General features: G+C 70.6%; 15 protein-coding genes and 1 pseudogene. 9 read left to right on the plus strand and 7 right to left on the minus strand.

The genetic code is table 11. The features are described from left to right. Positions 1-104 precede the first annotated feature (104 nt). The 4 genes and pseudogenes from OG622_RS23330 to OG622_RS23345 form a co-directional block, all read left to right on the plus strand. The gene (locus tag OG622_RS23330; protein WP_371578571.1) at positions 105-749 is read left to right on the plus strand and encodes a TetR/AcrR family transcriptional regulator; all 645 of its coding nucleotides are present in this window, start codon (positions 105-107) and stop codon (positions 747-749) included. Positions 750-1,071: 322 nt separating this feature from the next. Further along, complete coding sequence (locus OG622_RS23335) at positions 1,072-2,226, plus strand: 4Fe-4S binding protein (RefSeq protein ID WP_371578572.1); 1,155 nt, start codon at positions 1,072-1,074, stop codon at positions 2,224-2,226. Continuing rightward, a complete protein-coding gene (locus tag OG622_RS23340) occupies positions 2,223-3,536 on the plus strand; it encodes an SNG1 family protein (protein ID WP_371578573.1) in 1,314 nt (437 codons plus the stop codon). The genes OG622_RS23335 and OG622_RS23340 overlap by 4 nt, the downstream gene beginning before the upstream one ends. A 130-nt stretch (positions 3,537-3,666) precedes the next feature. Further along, positions 3,667-3,756: pseudogene (locus OG622_RS23345) on the plus strand (TetR/AcrR family transcriptional regulator); the annotation flags it as partial. Between the two features lie 64 nt (positions 3,757-3,820). Here the strand turns inward: OG622_RS23345 and OG622_RS23350 are convergent. Then, the gene (locus OG622_RS23350) at positions 3,821-4,147 is read right to left on the minus strand and encodes a hypothetical protein (protein WP_371584474.1); all 327 of its coding nucleotides are present in this window, start codon (positions 4,145-4,147) and stop codon (positions 3,821-3,823) included. A 599-nt stretch (positions 4,148-4,746) separates the two neighbouring features. On the opposite strand from OG622_RS23350, the gene OG622_RS23355 reads away from it, so the two are divergent. Next, positions 4,747-7,098, plus strand: coding sequence for an arylsulfatase (locus OG622_RS23355; RefSeq protein WP_371578574.1), 2,352 nt, complete (start codon positions 4,747-4,749; stop codon positions 7,096-7,098). A gap of 232 nt (positions 7,099-7,330) precedes the next feature. On the opposite strand, the gene OG622_RS23360 is transcribed toward OG622_RS23355, so the two are convergent. Continuing rightward, positions 7,331-8,764 (minus strand): helix-turn-helix domain-containing protein, encoded by a 1,434-nt coding sequence (locus OG622_RS23360; protein WP_371578575.1) that lies wholly within the window; start codon positions 8,762-8,764, stop codon positions 7,331-7,333. Positions 8,765-9,673: 909 nt separating this feature from the next. Between OG622_RS23360 and OG622_RS23365 the strand changes: the two genes are divergently transcribed. After that, positions 9,674-10,279 carry a DUF4232 domain-containing protein gene (locus OG622_RS23365; RefSeq protein ID WP_371578576.1) on the plus strand — a complete coding sequence of 202 codons (606 nt, stop codon included), beginning with the start codon at positions 9,674-9,676 and terminating at the stop codon, positions 10,277-10,279. A 247-nt stretch (positions 10,280-10,526) separates the two neighbouring features. Here the strand turns inward: OG622_RS23365 and OG622_RS23370 are convergent, their stop codons facing one another. Together OG622_RS23370 and OG622_RS23375 are read right to left on the minus strand one after the other, a co-directional pair. Continuing rightward, positions 10,527-13,313, minus strand: coding sequence for a hypothetical protein (locus tag OG622_RS23370; protein ID WP_371578577.1), 2,787 nt, complete (start codon positions 13,311-13,313; stop codon positions 10,527-10,529). Positions 13,314-13,463: 150 nt separating this feature from the next. Continuing rightward, positions 13,464-14,366: a hypothetical protein gene (locus tag OG622_RS23375; RefSeq protein ID WP_371578578.1), complete on the minus strand. Its 903-nt coding sequence runs from the start codon at positions 14,364-14,366 to the stop codon at positions 13,464-13,466. A 416-nt stretch (positions 14,367-14,782) separates the two neighbouring features. Here OG622_RS23375 and OG622_RS23380 point away from each other — a divergent pair, with 416 nt between their 5' ends. Both OG622_RS23380 and OG622_RS23385 read left to right on the plus strand, forming a co-directional pair. After that, positions 14,783-15,472: a response regulator gene (locus tag OG622_RS23380; protein ID WP_371578579.1), complete on the plus strand. Its 690-nt coding sequence runs from the start codon at positions 14,783-14,785 to the stop codon at positions 15,470-15,472. Continuing rightward, positions 15,469-17,295 (plus strand): sensor histidine kinase, encoded by a 1,827-nt coding sequence (locus tag OG622_RS23385; protein ID WP_371578580.1) that lies wholly within the window; start codon positions 15,469-15,471, stop codon positions 17,293-17,295. Before OG622_RS23380 ends, OG622_RS23385 begins: the two co-directional genes overlap by 4 nt. 228 nt (positions 17,296-17,523) lie before the next feature. Here the strand turns inward: OG622_RS23385 and OG622_RS23390 are convergent, their stop codons facing one another. Both OG622_RS23390 and OG622_RS23395 read right to left on the minus strand, forming a co-directional pair. Next, complete coding sequence (locus OG622_RS23390; protein ID WP_371578581.1) at positions 17,524-18,693, minus strand: hypothetical protein; 1,170 nt, start codon at positions 18,691-18,693, stop codon at positions 17,524-17,526. Beyond that, positions 18,690-20,339: a serine/threonine-protein kinase gene (locus OG622_RS23395; RefSeq protein WP_371578582.1), complete on the minus strand. Its 1,650-nt coding sequence runs from the start codon at positions 20,337-20,339 to the stop codon at positions 18,690-18,692. The genes OG622_RS23390 and OG622_RS23395 overlap by 4 nt, the downstream gene beginning before the upstream one ends. Before the next feature lie 329 nt (positions 20,340-20,668). Here OG622_RS23395 and OG622_RS23400 point away from each other — a divergent pair, with 329 nt between their 5' ends. Continuing rightward, a complete protein-coding gene (locus OG622_RS23400) occupies positions 20,669-20,893 on the plus strand; it encodes a DUF2945 domain-containing protein (protein ID WP_371578583.1) in 225 nt (74 codons plus the stop codon). 47 nt (positions 20,894-20,940) lie between these two features. On the opposite strand, the gene OG622_RS23405 is transcribed toward OG622_RS23400, so the two are convergent. Next, on the minus strand, positions 20,941-21,417 hold the full coding sequence (locus tag OG622_RS23405; RefSeq protein WP_371578584.1) for an MSMEG_6728 family protein: 477 nt from the start codon (positions 21,415-21,417) through the stop codon (positions 20,941-20,943). Positions 21,418-21,465 lie beyond the last annotated feature (48 nt).

The raw sequence follows: 21,465 nt of genomic DNA on the forward strand, positions 1-21,465 counted from the left end.
GCGGCGCCCACGCATGTCTGACACGAAGCCATGTCAGATGAACTGACAAGCTAGAGTGTCAGTTCGGAGCACACCGGTGTCAACACCTCTGCGAAGGGGAAAAAATGACCGGCACACAGACCGCCGGGCGGCGCTACGGCGGACGCGACGCGGCGCAACGACAGCAGGAGCGCCGCACCCGCCTCATCCAGGCGGGCCTCGACCTGTTCGGCACGGCCGGATACGCCTCGGCCTCCGTCAAGCAGGTGTGCTCGCACGCCGGACTGACCGAGCGCTACTTCTACGAGTCGTTCCGCGACCGCGAAGACCTTCTCGCCGGGGTCTACAACGAGCTGATCGCGACGATCAGCGCCGAAACCGCGCAGGCCGCAGCCGCCGCCGCACCCGATGTCGACGCCCAACTGCGCGCCGGCCTGGAGGTGTTCATCCGCACACTGGCCGGCGACGCCCGCATGGCCCGCCTGGTGCTCATCGAGGTCGTGGGCGCCAGCCCTCGCCTCGAAGTACGCCGCCGTGAGGTCCTGCACGAATTCGCCGCGATGGTCGCCGCCGTCGTCGGACCGCTCCCTGGCGGCCCGGAAACCCCCTCCAGCCGGCTCAGCATGACCGCGATGAGCCTCGTCGGCGGAGTCAACGAACTCCTCGTGGACTGGACACTCGGCCACCAGAACGCCACCGTCGATGAACTGGTCGACCTGTGCCACACCCTCTACATCGCGGCCTACCGAGCCATCAGCGATCAGCCCTGAGCACACGGGGCCTGGATTCCTTCAGGAGCTTTCCGCACCGGACCAGCCCTTCTCGCCGTGGACCAGGTGGACGGGGCCTGTCGCCCTGCTGGTCGCACGTCCGCACGCGGCTCGCACCCCTGGTGCCCACCGGCACTCATGCGAACTCCTGTCGCAAGCGATCTTCGAGCTCGGAATAACGGAGCCGTCATCCGGCCAACTCGTCACCGCCTGGACCCCTCGGCTCGGGCTTGCGCGCGGAAACCGATCGGTTTACAGTGGCGAAACTGATCGGTTTCTCGCTGTGAGGGCGAGTCTCGAACCCGAATCCCCAGGAGTACGGATGACTGCCGCGCCCGACGCCGAGGGGCAACCGACGGCCCCGGCTCCCAGGCTTCCGGCGAAGCTGGCCGCCCACCCGTCGGTACAGGCCGTGCTCGCCCGGCGCAGGACCGGTGACGAGGTCAGCCCGCCGGCGGTGATCGATGCGGAATGGCTGCGCGAGCTGTGCCTGGCGGCCGGTGCGGACGACGCCGCCGCGGTCAGCCTGGACCACCCCGACCTGGCCGACGAGCGCGAGCACGCACAGTCCGCGCTGCCCGGCACCCGCACCCTGGTCGCGATGGCGGTCCGGATGAACCGCGACAACTGCCGCTCCCCGGCCCGCAGCGTGGCCAACCAGGAGTTCCACCAGACCGACGAACAGGCCAACCACGCCGCCCGCGGCGTCACCCAGGCCCTCCAGGACGCCGGATACCGCGCACTCAATCCGTCCGTCGGCTTCCCTCAGGAGATGGACCGCTTCCCCAGTGAGCGGATCTGGGTCGTGGCGCACAAGACGGTCGCGGTGGCCGCCGGGCTCGGCGTGATGGGCCTGCACCGCAACGTCATCCACCCGAAGTTCGGCAGCTTCGTTCTGCTGGCCACCGTCCTGGTGGACGCGGAGGTGAGCGAGTACGGGCAGGCGCTGGACTACAGCCCCTGCATCGACTGCAAGTTGTGCGTCGCCGCCTGTCCGGTCGGCGCCATCGCCAAGGACGGCGCGTTCGACGCGCTGGCCTGCACCACGCACAACTACCGCGAGTTCATGAGCGGGTTCACCGACTGGGCGCAGACCGTGGCCGACAGCGAGGACGCCGCCGACTACCGCTCCCGGGTCACCGACTCCGAGAGCGCCTCCATGTGGCAGAGCCTGTCCTCGCCTCCCGGCTACAAGTCCGGCTACTGCCTCGCCGTCTGCCCCGCCGGCGAGGACGTCCTGGGCCCCTACCTGGACGACCGCAAGAACTTCATGAACACCGTCCTGCGACCCCTCCAGGACAAGAAGGAAACCTTGTACGTCCTGCCGGACTCCCACGCGCAGGAGTACGCCCGGCGCCGCTTCCCCCACAAGCCCGTCAAGGAAGTCACCGGCGGCTGGCAGCCCCCGGCGAAACGCCCCGCGTCCACCGACCGAGATCGAGACCGAGACCGAGACCGAGAGACACGCACGTCATGAGTGGCATTCATCCCTTCCGCGTCCTGCGCGCCAAACCTCTGTGGATCGCGAACGGCGTCATCACGGGCGTACTCGCGCTGCTGTTCGCCGTGTTCTACGTCGGCGCGAACATCGATCCGGCCGATCACCTGACCAAACTGCCCGTCGGCCTGGTCAACGCCGACAAGGGAGCCGCTGTCGGCGGCAAGCGGGTCAACCTCGGGGCGCAGATCACCGAGTCGATCAAGAAGTCGACCGCGAGCGGGGACAAGATCGACTGGAAGGTGATGGACGAGAAGGAGATGAAGGACGCGCTCGGCGAGGGCAAGCTGTTCGGCGCGCTCGTCGTGCCCGCCGACTTCACCTCCTCCACCACCGCACTGACCGGCACCGCGCCCACCGGGACCCCGGCCCGCCCGACACTGACGGTGCTGACCAACCAGTCCGCCGGCAGCCTGGGCTCCGGCCTGGCCCGGACGGCGACGACCCAGGCGGCCGAGAACGCCTCGCTCCAGGTGGGCAGGGAGCTGGCCGCCCAGATCGGGACCGCGCAGGCGAAGCTGCCCGCCGCGGCACGCGTCCTGCTCACCGACCCGGCCGCCGTCACGGTCGAGGACGGCCACCCCCTCGACTCACACAGCGGCCTGGGCATGACAGCGTTCTACTACGCGCTCACCCTCGTGGTCGTCGGCATGCTCTCCGCCAACGTCATCAGCGGCCAGGTCGACCACGCCCTCGGCTACACCCACAACGACATGGGCCCCCTGCGCCTGCACCGCCCACTGATCCGGGCGACCCGGGTGCAGACCCTCACCATCAGCGCCACCCACATGACCGGCCTGTCCCTGCTGATGGGCACCCTGGTCATGGCCGGCGCGGTCGGCATCATGGGCATGGACGCCTCCCACCTGCCGCTGCTGTGGCTGTACTCGGTGTGCGCCATCGCCGTCACCGGGATCGGCGCGCTCACCCTCCTCGCGGTCTTCGGCACGCCCGGCATGCTGGTGGTCACACTGGTCTTCATCGGGATGGCGGTGCCCACGGCCGGCGCCACCACCCCCATCGAGGCACTGCCCGGCTTCTACCGCTTCCTCTCGGAGTTCGAGCCCCTGCGGCAGATCACCGGAGGTATCCGCTCGATCCTCTACTACGACGCCCAGGCCGACGCCGGCCTGACCCGGGGCTGGGCCATGATGGCCGTCGGCCTCGTGGCGGCCGGACTGTTCGGCTTCGGCGTACTGGGGTGGTACGACCGCAAGGGACTGCACCGCATCCCGGCGGAGACGAAGCCCGAGAAGACCGCCGGCCCCGGCGTGACCGCCCCGGTGTGACGGCCCCGGCGTAACGGCAGGTCACCCAGGACGGGCCAACACCCGGAATGGACCCGGTGTGTGTCGCCCTGCCGGGGACGACAGGCGCGCACACCATCATGGGTCGGCGACGCTCTTTCAATCTCGCGCTATGACCACCGAAATGAAACCAAGCCCCAGGGAGCGACTGCTGGAGGCTGCGGCCACGCTCACCTACCGAGACGGTGTCGGCATCGGCATCGGCGTCGGCGTCGGCGTCGGCGTCGGCGTCGGCGTCAAGGCACTGTGTGCGGAATCAGCGTGGCTCAGCCACCGCCGTCCAGCGACCAGCGCAGCTCGATCTCAAGCCACTGGCTCTCGTGATGCCACGCGTCAAGGGCGGTCACCAGCTGTCGGCTCAGGGTGTCGGCCGTCAGTGAGCGCCACCGGCAGCCGGCAAGGTGTTCGACGAGTATTCCGATCCGCTCATCATGGCGGGCCACCGGCGCGCCGGTGGCCCCGTGTCCATCGATCGCGGCGAGTGCGCGACGGCTGACCATTTCGGGTGTGAGCCTTCGCCACACGTACGGGCTCAACGCCGCGCTGACAGCGTGCACGCGCGCGTCGTCCAAGGAAGCGAGTCGCAGCACCATCCGAAGAGCCCTCCGCGCGTATCCGGGGATGCTCCCCGTCGACTGCCAAGCCCCCCAATGGGCCTGGGCCGCCCAAGCTCCTCAAGTCGCTGAGCGCTATTTGCGCGCATATCGTACGCGTGGAGCGTGGGCCGGGCCGGTCTCTGTGTCCGCATTCACAGAGAAGCGCCGAGAACGCCGAACGAAGGCCACTGCCGATTCCGGGCCGCCGTAGAGCGGGAATTGGATCGGGCCGTCGGCAGAGCGAACCATGGCTGCCCCAGGTGGCCGCCATTCTGGCGAGGATCTAGCATAAATTGCGTGCGGCAGGCGCGGCGGCCCGGAATCAGACCGACATTCGGAATGGGCCGTAACTCAAAATCGCGTGCCGTCGCGGTTGCGTTCCCCCGGAATTTCCGACCTGCCGGCCCGCGACTCCGATTGAGCGATTTCACTTCGCGGAGCAGGCCGCGCGCCCCCCTCCCGTGAGCCGGTGGCTGTTGGCTGTTGGCGCGGGCTGCGCGGGCTCGTAGAGGCGCCCGGTCGTCCGGTTGTACCGCCCACGCAGGCCCACCCGTCCGAGTTGCCCGGCATCTCGGCGGGAAAGGAGGACAGCCGCGATGCCAGTGAACGAGTACAAGCAAGGCAGCGCCTTCCCCGGAGTGATCGGGCGGACCACCGAGGAGTCCCGCCCGGCATGGCCGGAGCCGACACGGGCGGTACCGGGTTCACCGAACGTGCTGATGATCGTGCTCGACGACACGGGCTTTGGACAGTTCGGCTGCTACGGCAGCCCGCTGCAGACGCCCCGTCTCGACGCTCTGGCCGCCGGCGGGCTGCTCTACAACAACATGCACACCACCGCGCTGTGTTCGCCGTCGCGTTCCTGCATCATCACCGGCCGCAATCATCACGCCAACGGCATGGCGGCGATCACCGAGATGGCCACCGGATATCCCGGCTACAACGGCAACATCCCGTTCGAGAACGGGTTCCTGTCCGAGATGCTGCTGCAGCACGGCTACAACACCTACATGCTCGGCAAATGGCACCTGATGCCCTCGGAGCAGGAGTCCCCCGCCGGCCCGTACACCCGCTGGCCGCTCGGCCGCGGCTTCGAGCGGTTCTACGGCTTCCTCGGCGGCGACACCAACCAGTGGTATCCGGACCTCGTGTACGACAACCACCAGGTCGAGCCTCCCGCCTCACCGGAACAGGGCTACCACCTCACCGCGGACCTGGCGGACAAGGCGATGCTCTTCATCTCCGACGCCAAACAGGTCAGCCCCGACAAGCCGTTCTTCCTCAACTTCTCCACCGGGGCCACGCACGCACCGCACCACGTACCGCGGGAGTGGGCTGACCGCTACCGAGGGCAGTTCGACGACGGCTGGGACGCCTACCGCGAGGTGACGTTCGCCAACCAGAAGAGACTGGGCGTCGTCCCGCCCGACGCCCAACTCTCCCGTCACGACCCCGACGTCCCGGACTGGGGCTCACTGACCCCGGAGGCCCGGCGCCTCGCCGCACGCATGATGGAGGTCTACGCGGGATTCCTGTCCCACACCGACCACCAGATCGGACGGCTGCTGGACTTCCTGAAGGACACCGGTGAGTTCGACAACACCCTGGTCATGGTCGTCTCCGACAACGGGGCCAGCGCGGAGGGCGGAGTCACCGGGACCACGAACGAGGCGCAGTTCTTCAACAACGCCCCCGAACCCATCGAGGACAGCCTCAAGAGGATCGACGACCTCGGCGGCCCTGCCATGTTCAACCACTACCCCTGGGGCTGGACCTGGGCAGGCAACACCCCGTTCCGGCGCTGGAAGCGGGAGACGTACCGCGGCGGCGCCAGCGACCCGTTCCTCGTCCACTGGCCGCGCGGCATCACGGCGCGAGGAGAGGTGCGCACCCAGTACGCACACATCGTGGACATGGTCCCCACCGTGCTCGACGTCCTCGGGATCGAGCCGCCCGACACCATCAAGGGCGTCACCCAGTCCCCGCTGCACGGCAGCAGCTTCGCCCACACCTTCGACAACCCGAACGCGCCGACGCGCCACCACACCCAGTACTTCGAGATGCTCGGGCACCGCGCCATCGACCACAACGGATGGCGCGCCATTTGCCCCTGGCCCGGTCCTTCCTTCGCCGAGGCCCAACAGCCCTTCGGCACACCCATCACCTCCGGGACGCTCGCCGAACTGGACGCCAACTCCTGGGAGCTCTACCACGTCGACGAGGACTTCGCGGAAACCCGTGACGTCGCCGGGGACCACCGCGACAAGGTCATCGAGATGATCTCCCTGTGGTACGTGGAAGCCGGCAGGTACGGCGTGCTACCCATCGACGGCAGTGTCCTCGCACGGATATCCGTGGAACGCCCGCAGCTCACCACGGCGCGGACCAGCTACACCTTCCATCCCGGCACCCAGACACTGCCCTCCTCCGTCGCCCCCCGGGTCCTCAACCGCCCGCACAGCGTCACCGCCGAAGTGGAGATCCCCGCCGACGGCGCCGAAGGCGTACTGATGAGCCAGGGTTCAGGTGCCGGCGGCTGGAGCCTGTACATCAAGGACCGCAAGCTGACGTACGTTCACAACTACGTTTCGCGGGCCTTCTACACGGTGACATCGCCCGACCCGGTGCCCGCGGGCCGCCACGAGCTGCGCTTCGAGTTCGAACCGACGGACAAGCCCGACCTCGCGGCCGGCAAGGGCACACCGGGGCGCGCCCAGCTCTACATCGACCGCCGCCTCGTGGCGGAGACCGACCTCCCGGTGACCACCCCCATCATGTTCAACCCAGGCGGTCTGACCTGCGGCGCCAACCCCGGGCAACCGGTCACAGCCGACTACCGGGCACCGTTCCGGTTCACCGGCACACTCCACAGTGTGACCGTCGACCTGTCGGGCGAACTCATCACGGATGCGGACAGCGAGATGCGGATGCACCTGGCCAGGCAGTGAACCGTGGTCGTCCGCCCATCCGTGCTCGGCGGACCGCCTCGGCGACAAACGGGGGCTGTCTGTGATCGGCACCTGACCCGTCACCGAGCTGGAGTTCTTCCGACCGCCAGCCCGTCGGTCACCCCGCTCTCGGGGAAGGTGACCTGGATCAGGGACGACTCGCCTTCGTCGATGAAGACGATGAAGACGATGAAGACGACAATGACAACGGGCTGTGTGGCCTGTTGCTTCGTCAGTCGCCGGTTTCCGCCTCGTCGGGGGCGGCGGTCATGGGGACCCAGCCCTGGGGGTTGCGGTACCAGTAGTGCGGTAGTCCCTCGATGCTGGTGGTCCGGAACGGGCGGCCGTGGTCGTCGATGCGTACCGTGCCTGTTCGACCCTGTGAGGACCAGTCGAGCTCGAGGTACCAGTCGCAGGTGCAGGACTCGGTGCGCGCTGCGAGCATCAGGACCTCCGGCTCCCGCAGGGACACCTCGTAGGGGAAGCCGATCGCGGGGGCCGGTCTGTCCGGGTCGTTGCCGGGCATCGAACGGGCCAGGGGTCGGTTCGCGTCGAGGTCCACGGAGAAGTAGCGGGGGACGAGGATGGCGCCGCAGCCTTCATACATGGAGTAGGCGATGTCCGGGCGGGCGGCGGGGGTGGTGCGGCCGGCCACGCGCACATGCAGTGCCTCCAGGACGACGGCGGCGGAGCCGCGTCCCTGCACCGAGATCCGCAGATTGGTGGTCTGCCCGTGCACCGCCCCCTGGGTCTCGGCCCACACCGCGGCGTCCGCCGGGATCGGCGGTGGTGGGACCTGCTGCGGTGACTTGGCGATGACGTAGTCGTGGGCGCAGTCGAGCTGCCAGAGCTGGGAGTCGGCCGTCCAGGTGAGCGGGACCGACGGCGGGACCGTGCCGGCGCTCGCCGGGTTCTTCTGCGAGCTGTCGTCGCTGTGCGTGGCCGACGCCGAGGGTTTCGATGTGGGGCGGGCGGAGGCCGACGACTCACCGCCATCGGAGGGGGGCCCGGCAGCGGATTGCCGGCCGCCGCCGCTGTGCGTGGCCGACGCCGAGGGTTCCGGTGTGATGCGGGCGGAGGCCGACGACCCACCGCCACCGGAGAGGGGTCCGGCAGCGGATGTGGTGAGGCCGGCAAGCGCGATGGCGAGCGAGGCAGCCAGTGCTGTCGATCGGACGGACCGTCGTCGGAACCGCCCGGCATGGGCCGGCCGGCCGGCCGGGGAGGTCGGCCCCGGGCGTGGGTCGGCCGGTGAAGTCGGCCCCGGGCCCGGGTCGGACGGTGAGGTCGGATCGGGTGACCCGTCCGCCGGGCCGCTGTGGCTCGCGGATGCGGCCGAGGCCGCGGTGCTCGTGGTGCTCGTGGTGTCGTGGGGCGTCGGTGCCCGCCGGGCATCGGATGGGCGTGGTCGTTGCCGTGCCGCGGCTGCCAGGATCCACCGGCGGTGCAGCTCCACGCGTTCCTCGGGGGAGGCTCCGCAGAGTGCGCCGAACCGCTCGATTTTGGTGAAGTCCATGGGAACCGCCTCACCGGCGCAGTAGCGGTGCAGCGTGGAGGCATTCATGTCCAGACGGCGGGCCAGCGCCGCGTAGCTGCGGTCTGTGCGCTCCTTCAGACGCATCAGCAGTAGCGCGAACTCCGCCACGTCATCGTGGATTGCATCCATGTGGTCCGTACTCGCATCCATCTGTCGGCCTGTGCCGTCTTGTCCTGATCCGGGACGGCATACGAGGCACTCCCCATACGTGCACGTCAATACGGCTGGGATGGTTGCAGCGTTGCGCCATCCGCCATCCCCCACCCGCCGTCCCCCACCCGCCATCCGCCATCCCTCTCCTCGAGACCAGCCCTCACCCGCGGCGCCGGGGCGGCGCCTTCCGCACCGCTGCCGGCCTTGGTCCGCGCAGCGCGTCGGATCACCGGCGCTTCACGCCGGTGAGCTACGCCGCCTGGAGTTGCCTGGAGTTGTGGGTCGGGGACGTCGACGCACACGACTTGGCGGCGGACGATCACCCCCTGCCCGATCACCTCCGCCCTCCGGGGTCACCACCGCTGCGCGGGCCGGGCTGCCCCGTTCACCCGAAGCAGCGTTCCCCGCAGGGTCCGCACCCGTCAGCGGGGGCTCTGGGACAGGGCAGTTCGCGCCGTCGCCGGCCGAGGCGGCGGGCGCGGGTCGAGTGCACCGGGTGTCCGGACGCCGGCCTCAGGGGGCTTCCCGTCCCAGACCGGCATCCCAGGCTTCCTTGTCTCCGCAGGTTGTCGGGGGTGGGATCGTCCCACCGTTGCGGGTGGGGGGCAGCCGTTGTCCCAGGCCCATGAGGCATCCGACGCTATGCCTGTCGCACCGGCTGAAGCGGCCTACCGCACAGCAGCACCACGACACCCCGACTCACCCGTCCACTGGGACATCCGTCTCCTTGGGCACCCGGGTGCAGGGCGCGGACGCTCCGGGGGAGCGCCCGACCGCCTTCGTCCCCGCCCCGCCACCGCACTCCGAGGCGGCGGCGGGGGCGTGTGGCGGCGACAGCCCAGCACGCGACCTCATACCGATCAGAAAAGGAACACGCATATGAACATGAAGCCTCTTGCGACCCACCGTGTGGCCGTGGCCGCGGGTCTCGCCCTGGCTCTCGGGTGTGGCCTGTCGGCACAGGCCTCCGCCACCGGGCCCCGGACGGTCAGCGGGAAGGCCCAAGACGCGATGACGCACCGCTCGGTCGTCAGTGGCGCCAAGGCCACCATCGCCGCCTGCTCCCAGAAGGTCCTCGGGGTGTCCGCCACGAAGGAGCCCGCGGACAGCAAGGACGCCAGGCACCTCCTCCTCACCGTCAAGAACACCGGCGGCAAGAAGTGCAACCTCTACCGCTACCCCCTCGTGCGGCTCGGCAACGGTAAGAACACGGCCCGCGTGATCAAGAAGAGCGACCCGCACCCGGGGGTGCCCGTCACCCTCGCCCCGGGGAAGAAGGCGTATGCCGCTCTGCTCGTCAACGGCCCCATGGACGAGTACAAGGCGAAGAGCATCACCCTCAGCCTCCAGAGCCGTAAGCCCGGTGGCAGCGCGAGCAAGCCGATCAATGTCCCCATGCCCGTCAAGACGTTGTACGCCAACGACTTTCAGCGTGTCACCTACTGGACGACCGCTCCCGGTTACGCCCTGGACTTCATCATGTCGAAGTGACGGACCTCGATCAAAACCGCTTCCCAGTGGCTGACCGGAATGCTCACAGGGCCTACTGAACACCGGCTGAAGTCGGCCGATGGCACGGCAGCACCACGACACCCCCACCCACCACACACCCGCCCACGGGGCACCCTGTCATCGAGCGCCCAGGACGCGAGGGTGAGGCGGGTGGGGGTACAGCACGCCATGCGAAACCCCCAGGCCGACGACCTGGGGGTTCTTTGTTGTGGGGGCGATGGAATCCTTAGGAGCCGTCCTCGATCCTGCCGGTGAAGATCGGGCCGACCGGCGGCTCTTCGAAACCGAACAGCTGGATCCGCACGGTCTCTTCCGGTTCGGCCGCCTCGTCCGCGATCGTGGGTATGGCCACCTCGGTGCTCAGCTGACCGGCGGGGACGACGGACAGCAGGGACATGCCCGCCACCTCGGACAGGGGGCGTTCGGGGAGCGGTGACTCGCCGTGCTTCTCCTCCAGCCAGCGCGGGTCCACGTCCATGGTGGACAACTCCGCGCCGCCCGCCGCCAGGAAGCTGAACGGGACGGGGACTTCGATGTCGGCGACCGTGGACAGGGTGACCCGCCAGGTGAGGCTCTGTCCCTCGGTGACCCGGTCCGCGAGAGGTGTCACGGTGACCTCGGGCATCGGGTCGTCGTTCCGCACGGTCAGGCCGCCGAGGTGCGAGCCGACCACCGCGCCGTGAACCGCTTTCACGAACACGTGATACGACATGTCGTCGGCATAGCGGGTGTTGCCCTCGACCTTCACCGGCACATCCACGCTGGAATCACCGGGCCGTATACGCACCGAACGGGCCGTGGTCCGGCCGGTGACGGGGTCGGAGACGAACAGCCTGACCTGGCCGTCGCCCTGGCCGTCGCCCTGGCCGGAGACGCGCACCGGGACCTGGTAGGTCCGGGTGCCGGAGTCCCCTTCTTCGTCCCCTTCGTCGACCTTCAGCCGGCCGATGTCCACGCGGGGCAGCGCGACCGGACGCACGGCCGGTGTGCCGGGGCGCCAGCCCCAGGCGTCCATCAGCCAGGCCCGTCCGGAGCGGTTGCGCGGGGTCATCTCCAGTGTCGTCACCCGGCCCAGGTCCAGCCCGGCCCGGATCGCGGCGGTCAGCGGCACGCGTATCTCCTGCCCCCAGTAGGAGGCGGTCCGGTCACTCCCCGGCAGTCCGTCCACACGGACCCGGCCGAGGGTGGCCCGGCGACCGGAGGCGTCGGTGAGGGACACGTCCAACCGCGTTCCCGTGGTGTCGGGCGGCACGATCACCCGTAGGGCGAGGGCCTCGGCGCCTGAGAGGGAGGCCGACTCGGCGGAACGCACCCGAACGGGAGAACCCGGTGCGGACCAGCGCAGTGCCACCGCGCGACGGCCCGGTTCGGGCGCCGTCTCCCACTCGGCGAAGTGCGGTGAGCGGCCCGTCCCGTCGGAAGCCAGGCAGGCGGTCGCCGGATCGGGGTCCACCACCGCCGAGCACAGCCGGCCGCCGTCCACGGTGACCGGGGCGTTCGGCAGGAACGCGGCTGTCCGGCGCGCGCCCACGGCGTGCGTGAGCACCCGCGCGGGGTCCGCCGACGGCGCCCGCCGGTTCGAGCCGTCCAGCAGCGGACGCACCCGGTCGTCGCCCGCGACGAACAGCCGGGCCGCCGCGGCGACATACGTGCCGCCCGCGGCCTGTTGCTGACCGGCCGTCAGTCGTGTGGCGCTGCCCGGCGCGCACACGGGGTCCGGTTCCGCGGCGTCGTCCACCGCCGGAGCCGTCGCCTGCCCCGGCGTCCACTCGCTGTTGAAGAAGTTGTGGTTGGCGCCCACCATGTAGACCGCGCTGTGCAGGGCGGCACCCCGGCTGACTCCGCGCGTGCCGTCCACGTAGGTCTCGCCCTGCAGGTCGGTGACGTCGCCGTCGCAGCCCGGCAGGATCGTCATCGACGGCACGTCGGGGACGGGGTTCTGCCCGAAGGCGGTGGGCCCGACGAGGACGGTGCCGCGGATGCGCCAGAGCACCGGCCCCCGGTGTCCGTCCTGGTCGGCGGGCGGGCGGGAGAGGCTGTCCATGGCGGCCCTGTTCACTCCCTCGCCGCCCCGCGAGTGGCCGACCAGCAGCACCCGGGACAGGTCGCCCGGCGGTGCGCTCCGTACGACCGCCGGAGCCGAGGAGCGGCCGGAGCCCGCCCAGTCGGCCCACCGGGCAAGGTGCAGGCGCACCAGGGAGGAACGGGCCTGGGCCCCGCCGTCCTCCACCGAGTCCTGCGCGTTGACGCCGTTGGCGGATACGGACACCGTCACGTAGCCCTGTGAGGCCAGCAGTCTCTGATCGCGCAGGTAACCCCGGTAGCTCGGCACGGACTTGGAACCGGACGGGCAGGGCCATTCGACGGACCCGTAGCCGTCGGCCGTGAAGCAGGTGTCGTGGCGGCCGTGCAGGAACAGCGCCAGCGGCCGGCGGCCCGAGGCCCCGGTCGGTGCCACCACCACGGCGCGCATCTCCACGGGTGTGTCCAGTCCGGGCAACCGCACCGCGGGCAAGGTGTATTCGCCGGTCGTCGTCCCGTACGGGCCCGGCTTGCCGGGGTCGACAGGGTTGGCCGGCAGCACGGCAGGCAGCTTCGCCGCCGGCGCGGTGCGCCGCTCGTCCGGGCGCACCGTGACGCCTGCCGCGTCCAGTCGGCGTCCCCCCGTCCGCACCTGCAGGTCCGCAGCCCGTCCGAGGCGTGCGGCGGGCAGGTCGAGCCGGAAGGTGCGCTGGTCCTTCGTGGCCACCGGCCGGCCGAGGAACCGGTCTCCCGAGTAGAACTCGACGCCGGAGTCGGTCAGGGGCACCGGGTCGGCGGAGTGCCAGACCAGTTGCCTGCCCGAGGCCCCGCCGGTGATCCGCCAGCCGGAGGGGAGTTGGCCGTCGGGACCGACCCTCGGCGCGGTGGGCGCGGGTTCGGCTGCCTGCTGGGCGGCAGCCTGTACCGGTGGTCCCACCACTGTCGTGAGTACCGCCGCAGCGGCTACCCATATGCGCCTGAAACGCATCAACGTCCCATCCTTGCTTGGTACTTGATTGCTGCTTGCTTGCTTCTTGCTTGCTTCTTGCTTGGTTCCGGCTTGAGTTCTTGCTTGGTTCTTGGCCGAGCACACCGGCGTTCGCCGGGAGCTCGGCGCCGCTGTCGTCTCACACCGTTCGGGTCAGCGTTTGAGGGATTCGGCGTCCCCCATGACGATCACCGGATGCCGGGCGGGATCGAGTGCGAGCAGGAGTTCCTTCATGTGCTTCCGCGTCAGGCTCACGCAGCCCTGCGTGGGCCCGCCGTGGTCGACGTGCAGCCAGATGCCGCCGCCCCTGTTCGCGCCGAGCGGGCGGGTCCAGTCGAGGGGGGAGGTTCCGGGCCTGCGGTTGTAGTCGATCGCGACGACGTAGTCGAAGGAGCCCGTGAGGGGCTCGCCCTCGAAGCCGGTGCCGCCGATGGTGAAGGCCGGCCCCTGGTCGTACGGCAGTTTCGTGCCGGGGTCGGCGAGCAGTCCGCCCGCGTCGGTGAGGGTGAACACGCCGATGGGCGAGCGGAGATCGCCGGCGCGGTGGTCGTCCGTCCAGCCCTTGAGAGCGTTGTGTGCCGGCCAGGTCGCTCCCGGTTCCCAGCCCGCGCCGGTGCGCCGGTACAGGACCACCTGTGATGCCGACGAGTCCTTGCCCCGGCCGGCGACCAGGACGGCCTGGCGCGCGTCGGCCGGGATCTTCGCCAGCGTCCGCGGTCCCAGGCCCGGTAGCCGCGCGGGGGCGGGCGCGGTGGCCGCTCCGGGGTCGGCGGACGCCCGGGAATCGGCGGATGTCTGAGGGGGCCTGGCTTGTGTCGTGCCGGGAGCGGCCGATGCGGAGGCCGATGCGGCGCTCGTACCACCCGCCGCCGGCCGGGCGGCGTCGGCGGGCCCGACGCCGGTCGCCGAACCCGCGCATCCGGCGAGTGTGACGGACAGGGCCAGGACGGCGGCCGATATCACCGGACGGTACGAGCCGGGGCCGGCGGCCGCTCGGTTCCTGAACGGGGTGCGTGAGCACCGCAGTTGGGACGTACGGGGGTCTGATGAAGCCATGACCGTCAGCCTGGACGAGACATGTGAGGAACTGATCAGCTCCGACGCACGACGCACGACGCACGACGTCGGACCGAGCCATGTGCCACGCGACGACGGCTCGTAGCGAGGGCGGGGCGGGTGCGGTGCATGTGTCTGCGTCGTTCGCGTCGAGTGGCCTGTGCCACCAAGTCGGTGCGGGCGGACCCGGGTTCACGCGGCGGGGCGTCGGCGCCGTCCGGCATGCCTGTGCCGTACCGGTGGCGTGCCTGTGCCGTGCCGGTGCCGTACTGGGGGGTGTGCCGGTGGCGTGCCGGTGCCCGACGGGACCGAGGCCGGGAGCCCAGCCTGGCGTCCGGATATCAGGAAGTTGTCAGGGTGTGGGAAGGCCCTCACACAGCCCTGAGGAGGGATCACACGCGCCTACAGTCAACGGCGTGTGCGCACATATTCTGGTCGCGGAAGACGACCCCCTGCAGGCCGAACTCATACGACGGCTGCTGCTTCAGGAGGGCCACACCCCCGTGGTGGTCGCCGACGGACGGGCCGCGATCGACGAGGCCAGGAGCCGCAGACCCGATCTGGTCGTCCTGGACCTGATGCTGCCCGTCGTCGACGGTCTCGGCGTGTGCCGGGTGCTGCGGCGGGACGGGGACATACCCGTCCTCATGCTCACCGCGCGCTCCGCCGAGGACGACATCCTGCTCGGCCTGGAGCTCGGCGCGGACGACTACATGACCAAGCCGTACAGCCCACGGGAACTGCTCGCGCGTATCCGCACCGTGCTGCGCCGCACCCTCCGCCCCGCCGACGACTCCCCCGTGCTGCGCGCAGGCGGCATCACCGTCGACCCCGCACGGCACGAGGTCACCCGCGACGGCGTCCCCGTCCCGTGCACCCCCGGCGAGTTCGCCATCCTCCACGCGATGGCCGCGGAACCCGAACGGGTCTTCTCGCGCCGTCAACTGTTGCAGCACACCCGGGGACTCGACCGTGCCTCCACCGAGCGCGCCATCGACGTACACATCATGAACCTGCGCAAGAAGATCGAGACCGACCCGCGCAGACCCGTCCGGCTGCTGACCGTCTTCGGCGTCGGCTACAAGCTCACCGGGCAGCCCTCGTGACGCCCGGCCCCCGCATTCCCTGGCGCAAGAGCCTGCTGGTGCGGCTGCTTCTCACGTCCGTCGCCATCGCCGTGGTCTCCGTGGGTGCCACCGCCTGGCTGGCCGTGCAGACCACCACGCGGGCCATCCAGGAAGAGCACGGTCAGGTGCTCTCCGACGACAGCGACATCCTGCGGCAGCTCAGCGGCTTCGCCGCGACCCATGCCGACTGGGACGGCGTGCGGGCGTCGGTGCGCGATCTCTCCCTCACCATGGGACGGCGCATCGCCCTGACGACAGAAGCCGGGCGCACCATCGCCGACTCCGCCGCCCCCGGCACCGCTCTGCCCGCCCGCGCCTCGGCCACCGTCGACCCGCTGAACACCGACACCTCCACCGAACCGGGGGCCCAGCTCGCCGGGATCGACCCGCGGGCGGTGGGGCCGTATCTGCTCCCGGCGGCAGAACGGGGACGGGTGAGGGCGCTCGCCGAGAAGCGCCTGGCGTGCGTGCGTGCGCACCTGGGTGACGGCCGTGTTCGGGAGCTTCCCAGCGGCCGCGCCATGGTCATCGCCGACGGCGGAGAGGCATCCGTGCCCCGGCAGTGCGCGGTCGGAGCGCTCAACACCCCCACCCCCACCGAACAGAAGGCACTGGACGAACTCATTGCTCTGGCCGCTCCGTGCCTCGGCCCCGACGGTGGGAAGGTGCAGGCGGCCAGCCCCCCGGTCGGCATCGGAGTCGAGGTCACACCCGGCTTCACCGCCGCGGCCCAGGACCCCGGCCGCCTGCTCGGTGGCAGTCGGCGGACACAGGACTGTGTCGAGGACGCGCGCCGCACCCAGCTCCACTCGTACGTCGCCCCCAGAGCGCGGCTCTATCTGGGCGCCCTCGGCCAACAGCCCGTGGGCTTCGACCTCTCCCCCGCCAACAAGGCCAAGATCGTCGGCGTCGCGGGGCTGGTCCTCGTGGTCACCGTCGCCATGACCACCGTGGTCGCCGTCCGCCTCGTCCGTCCCCTGCGAGCCCTGACGGCAGCGGCCCAGCAGCCACCGCAGCAGCACACACGCGTCGCGGTCACCACCAAGGACGAGACCGGCTATCTGGCCGCCGCCTTCAACGACCTCACCGCACGCCGCCAACAGCTGGAGACACAACGCAAGGCCATGGTCAGCGACATCGCCCACGAGTTGCGGACCCCGCTGACCAATATCCGCGGCTGGCTGGAGGCCACCCGCGACGGGCTGGTCGAGCCGGACCCGGATCTCATCGCCTCCCTGCACGACGAGGCACTCCTCCTGCAGCACATCATCGACGATCTGCAGGACCTCGCCGCCGCCGACGCCGGCGCCCTGACACTCCACCGTGAACCCGTACGCGCGGACGACCTCGTCGCCCAGACGGTGTCGGCCCATCGCACCCGGGCGGAGTCCTCGGACATCCGCCTGTGCACCCACACCGACCCCGACCTCGTCCTGGACGCCGACCCGGTGCGGATGCGGCAGGTGCTGGGCAACCTGACCTCCAACGCACTCCGGCACACCCCGGCGGGCGGCACTGTCACACTCACCGCCCGTCAGGCCGGCGACCTGGCCGTCCTCACCGTCGAGGACACGGGCAGCGGCATCGCCGCCGATGACCTCCCCCACGTTTTCGAGCGCTTCTGGCGGGCCGAGAAGTCCCGTAGCCGACGCACCGGCGGCAGTGGCCTGGGCCTGTCCATCGTCCGCCAGTTCGTCGAGGCACACGAGGGAACCGTCACCGTCAGCAGTGAGCCCGGCAAGGGTTGCGTGTTCACCATCAGGCTCCACCGGGCCCAACACCCGGACCGACGAACCCCATGAGGTGCGCAGCGTGAGGCACGGTCGACGGATGCGCTCGCGACGCATGCGCTCACGACGGACCTGCCGACGATGGCTTGTCTGGCTCATCTGACACAGATGGCACAGGTGACGCAGGTGACCTCTTCTGACGACAGGTGACGACAGGTGACGAGGCAGCGGTATAGGGCACCAACTCTGCTCGTTCCGGCGCCTGTTGGGGCGCGGGCACCGCGTTTGGGCGCCTCTCGGCTACGTGCATCGGTAGGTGAGGTGGGTGGTGACCGTGCGGGGGGTGGGGGAAAGGATGCGTAGTTCTACCTGTGCCGCGTAACGGCCCTTGCCCTGGAAGGTCCACCGCAGGTGCAGGCGTGCCTGTCTCTGGCCCTGGACCATGACTTCGCGCAGCGTGCCCGAGGTGGTGCCGTCGCTTCGGATCCAGCGGTAGGAGAGCGTGCCCGGCCGGCCGTTCGTGGTGACGCGGCCGACTATCTCCGCTGTGTCACCACATCCCAGAACTGTCGGCCGGGCCGTGACCGCCGCCGTGTTCACCGCGACGGAAGGGCCAAAACGCTGCCAGGCGAGGAATGCCATGACGGAGATCAGTACCAGTGCGGGCAGAGCGTGTCGGCGCAGACGTCGGCGGCGTGGGGGCGCGAGGGGCGGCGCCACCGCGGGCAGCGTCCTGTGGGTACGGTGCGCGAGGGCGGCCGTCACCCCCGGGCCGAAACGCAGCATGGTGCCTTCGGCACGATCCGGCGGCGTCGGCGGGGTCTCCGTGGAGAACGGCCCGAGGAGGGTGGCGTCCGGCTCGGGTCTCTGGATCCAGTGGCTGCCCAGCACGGTGGCGCTGTATTCGGCGTCGGCGGAGCCGGGTTCGGTGCTTGGGGCGGGCTCGCCGCTCGGGGCGCGGTCGTCATTCGGGGTGTGTTCGCCGCTCGGGGCGCGGTCGTCGTTTCGGGTGTGTTCGCCGCTCGGGGCGTGTTCGTCGGCGGGGTCGAGCACCTGGGTGGACTCCCCGCCCCCAGCGGAGCCAAGCACCCGCGTGGGCTCATGGCCCCCAGCGGAGCCAAGCACCCGCGTGGGCTCATGGCCCCCGGCGGGGCCGAGCACCCGCGTCAGCTCCCCGCCCCCAGCGGAGCCAAGCACCAGGGTGGACTCATGGCCCTCCGCGGGATCGAACACCCGGGTCGGCTCATTGTCCCCGGCGGGGTCGAGCACCTGGGTGGACTCCCCGCCCCCAGCGGAGCCAAGCATCAGGGTCGGCTCCCCGCCCCCGGCGGAGCCAAGCATCAGGGTCGGCTCCTCGCCCCCATCGGCGCCGAGCACCCGCGTCAGCTCCCCGTCCCCGGTGGAACCAAGCGCCCGCGTGGGCTCCCCGCCCCCGGTGGACGCGGGAGTGCGATCGTCCTGTGTGGTCATCTGATGTCGCACCCCCTGGTCAGAAGTTGCTGCGAGGCGCCGCCGTCGGCGGAGGACGGAGTCGTCGTGGCGCGCACCGCCCAGTAGCAGCCGTTGTTCTGGAAGGTGTGGTCGACAGTGAGCGTGTACTGGGTGGCGCCGCCGCGCTCGAACGTCTGGGCCGCTCCGTCCGCGGTGCCGAGCTGTCCGCCGGTGTCGCCCGTGAACCACGAGACGGTGAGGGAGAGCGGGCCGGTGCCGTCCGTGGTGATGTCGATCGTCGTCGTGGCGGTCGTCGGACCCGTCTGCCGGAAGCCCGACACCGTGACGTCCTTGACGGCGGGGGCGGTCGGCGGGCTGGGGGAAGTCGTCGTAGGGGTCGCTTCGGGGGTCGCCCCGCCGGGCGTCGTCGTCTCCGGGGCCGGAGCCGTGGTGGGCGGTGCCGAGGGCTCGCCGGTGTCGGTGGCCCCCGGGTCCGACGCCGACGGGCTGGACGACGCGGAGGATGTCGGGGACGGCGAGGGCGTCGGGGACGAGTCGGTGGTCGCCGTCGGAGCGGTGGGCCCTCCCGACTCCACACCGGGCTGCGCACTGGTGGTGGCCAGGGCCTGCGCCGCCTGCTGCGGAGCCGCCCCGGGTACGTGCTGGATGCCGTAGGTCAGGATCACGCCCAGCAGCACGGCCGCACCGGACGTGAGCATCCCCGGCCGACCGGGCCGCCACGACCGCGCCCAGCCGTGGCCCGGCTCCTGGCTCAGTACCGTGCGTGCGGTGTCCGTGGTGGTCCGTGGGGTGCTGCGGGCCGAAGGCAGCAGCAGCGGCAGCAGGGCCACCAGCGCGGCGAGCCGGCCGCGGCCGCGTTCCTCCCAGTCGGGCCCGTAGGCGGCGCCGGCGGCCGTCTCCAGGTCCGTGACGAACGCCTCGGCGTGCGTGGGCCGTTCCCGCGGGTCCTTGGCCAGCCCGCGCCGCACCAGGTCCCGCACCGCCTCGGGGACCTCCTCGGCGGGGACGGGCGCGTCGGCGTGCTGCAGCGCGAGTGCGGCGAGATTGTCGCCCGGGTACGGCTTGTGGCCCGTGAGGCACTCGAAGAAGGTGGCCGTCGCCGCGTACACGTCGGCGGCGGGGGAGGCGGGCGCGCCGGTCCACTGCTCCGGGGCCATGTAGGAGGGGGTTCCCGCCGCTCCGGCGCTGGTGCCGACGTCCGCCGCGATCCCGAAGTCGACGAGCTTGGACGCTCCGTCCGGCATGACGAGGACGTTCGCCGGCTTGTAGTCGCGGTGGACGACGCCGATCCGGTGCGCGTCGGCCAGACCGAGCAACGAGCCCTTCAGAAGCACGAGAGCGGCCTCGGGATCGAGCGGGCCCCGACTGTTCAGCAGGGCCCGCAACGAGACACCGTCCACCAGCTCCATCACGATGGCGGCGCCGTCCGGACTCTCGACGTACTCGTAGAGACCGGCGACGTACGGGCTCTCCAGGCCGCCCAGCAGGCGCGCCTCCGCCCTGAAGTCGCGTACGAAGCCGGGCCGGGTACGGAGTGACTCGCTGAGGTACTTCATCGCGACCGGGACGCCGGTCTCCTGGTGCACGGCGAGGACGACCCGCCCACTCGCCCCTGATCCAAGCTCCGTGGACTCGGTGTATCCGGGCACCGCCCATGTGTTCATTCCAGCCCCCCAAGGCTGCAGTCCTGCCGGAACCTCACGCGCCCCGTAGCTTCGGACCACGCACCAAGAGACACACTTTTCAGCCACCGCGGTTGCAGTGCGGACAGACGGCAGGCGGAGTGCGCACGGCCGTGCCTTCGCCGCCGTACTCAGCGCGAAGGAAAAGAATCTCGCCGTCGTGCCGCGCTCCGGGTCCCCGGGGCTCGGCCGGTGACGGCGACGGTGCGTACCTCCCGGCAGATGATAAGGCCGCTGTGGATCGGCGTGGGCGGTTCGTTTCCGCACACTTTCCCCGGGCACTCGCGAGGGGAGTGACGGGAGGTGTTGTCGTGTCCGGGAAGCCGCAGCCGCGCAAGGGTGACCGGGTGTCGTGGAAGAGTCACGGGATCGAAACCACGGGCAAGGTCGAGAAGAAGATCACCGAGAGGACCGAGGCGGCCGGTCGTACCGTCGAGGCCTCTGCCCAGGACCCGCAGTACCAGGTCCGCAGCGAGAAGTCCGGGCGCAGTGCCGTGCACAAGCCGCAGGCGCTTCGCGGCAGGAAGACTTCCTAGCAGAAAGAAGGGCTGACGGTTCGCGGATCAGGCGCTGGTGGCGCTGTTCAGGGTGAGACGCGTTCCCGGTCGGACGTCGGCCAGACGTACGGCAGATCGTCCGGCACACCGGGGAAGGACGGGGCGTAGGTGGCCGGGTCCTTGCGTATCAGCGCGGACCGGTGGCTGAGGTGAAAGGCGTCGTCGCCGAGCCAAGGGGGCAGCTCCCCGGCGGCGGCCAGTCGCGGCTGGTCCCGTGTCGGCGAGGCGGGCCGGAACGCCTCGTAATCGGTGACCAGTGTGGCCGCGCAGCTGTCCTGATGGCCCTGCTCGCACCAGACCCCGCAGACCTCCAGGCCGTACCGGACCAGCGCCTCCTCGTATCCCGCCCACATACGCACGGCCGGGTGCCGGCGCCACCCGTAGCCCGGCACGATGAGGCCGCGAAGGACCTGCAACGCCTCGACCCGCTGCTTACCGAGCCGACGCCGGTCCAGGACCTGCGCCGAGGCCCTGAAATCGGGATAGGGCAAGAAGGTCTGCATGCGTGCCCCTCTCTCGACCGCGGTCGGTACACACGAGGCGGGTACCCG

This window comes from Streptomyces sp. NBC_01314, assembly GCF_041435215.1.
GTDB lineage: Bacteria > Actinomycetota > Actinomycetes > Streptomycetales > Streptomycetaceae > Streptomyces.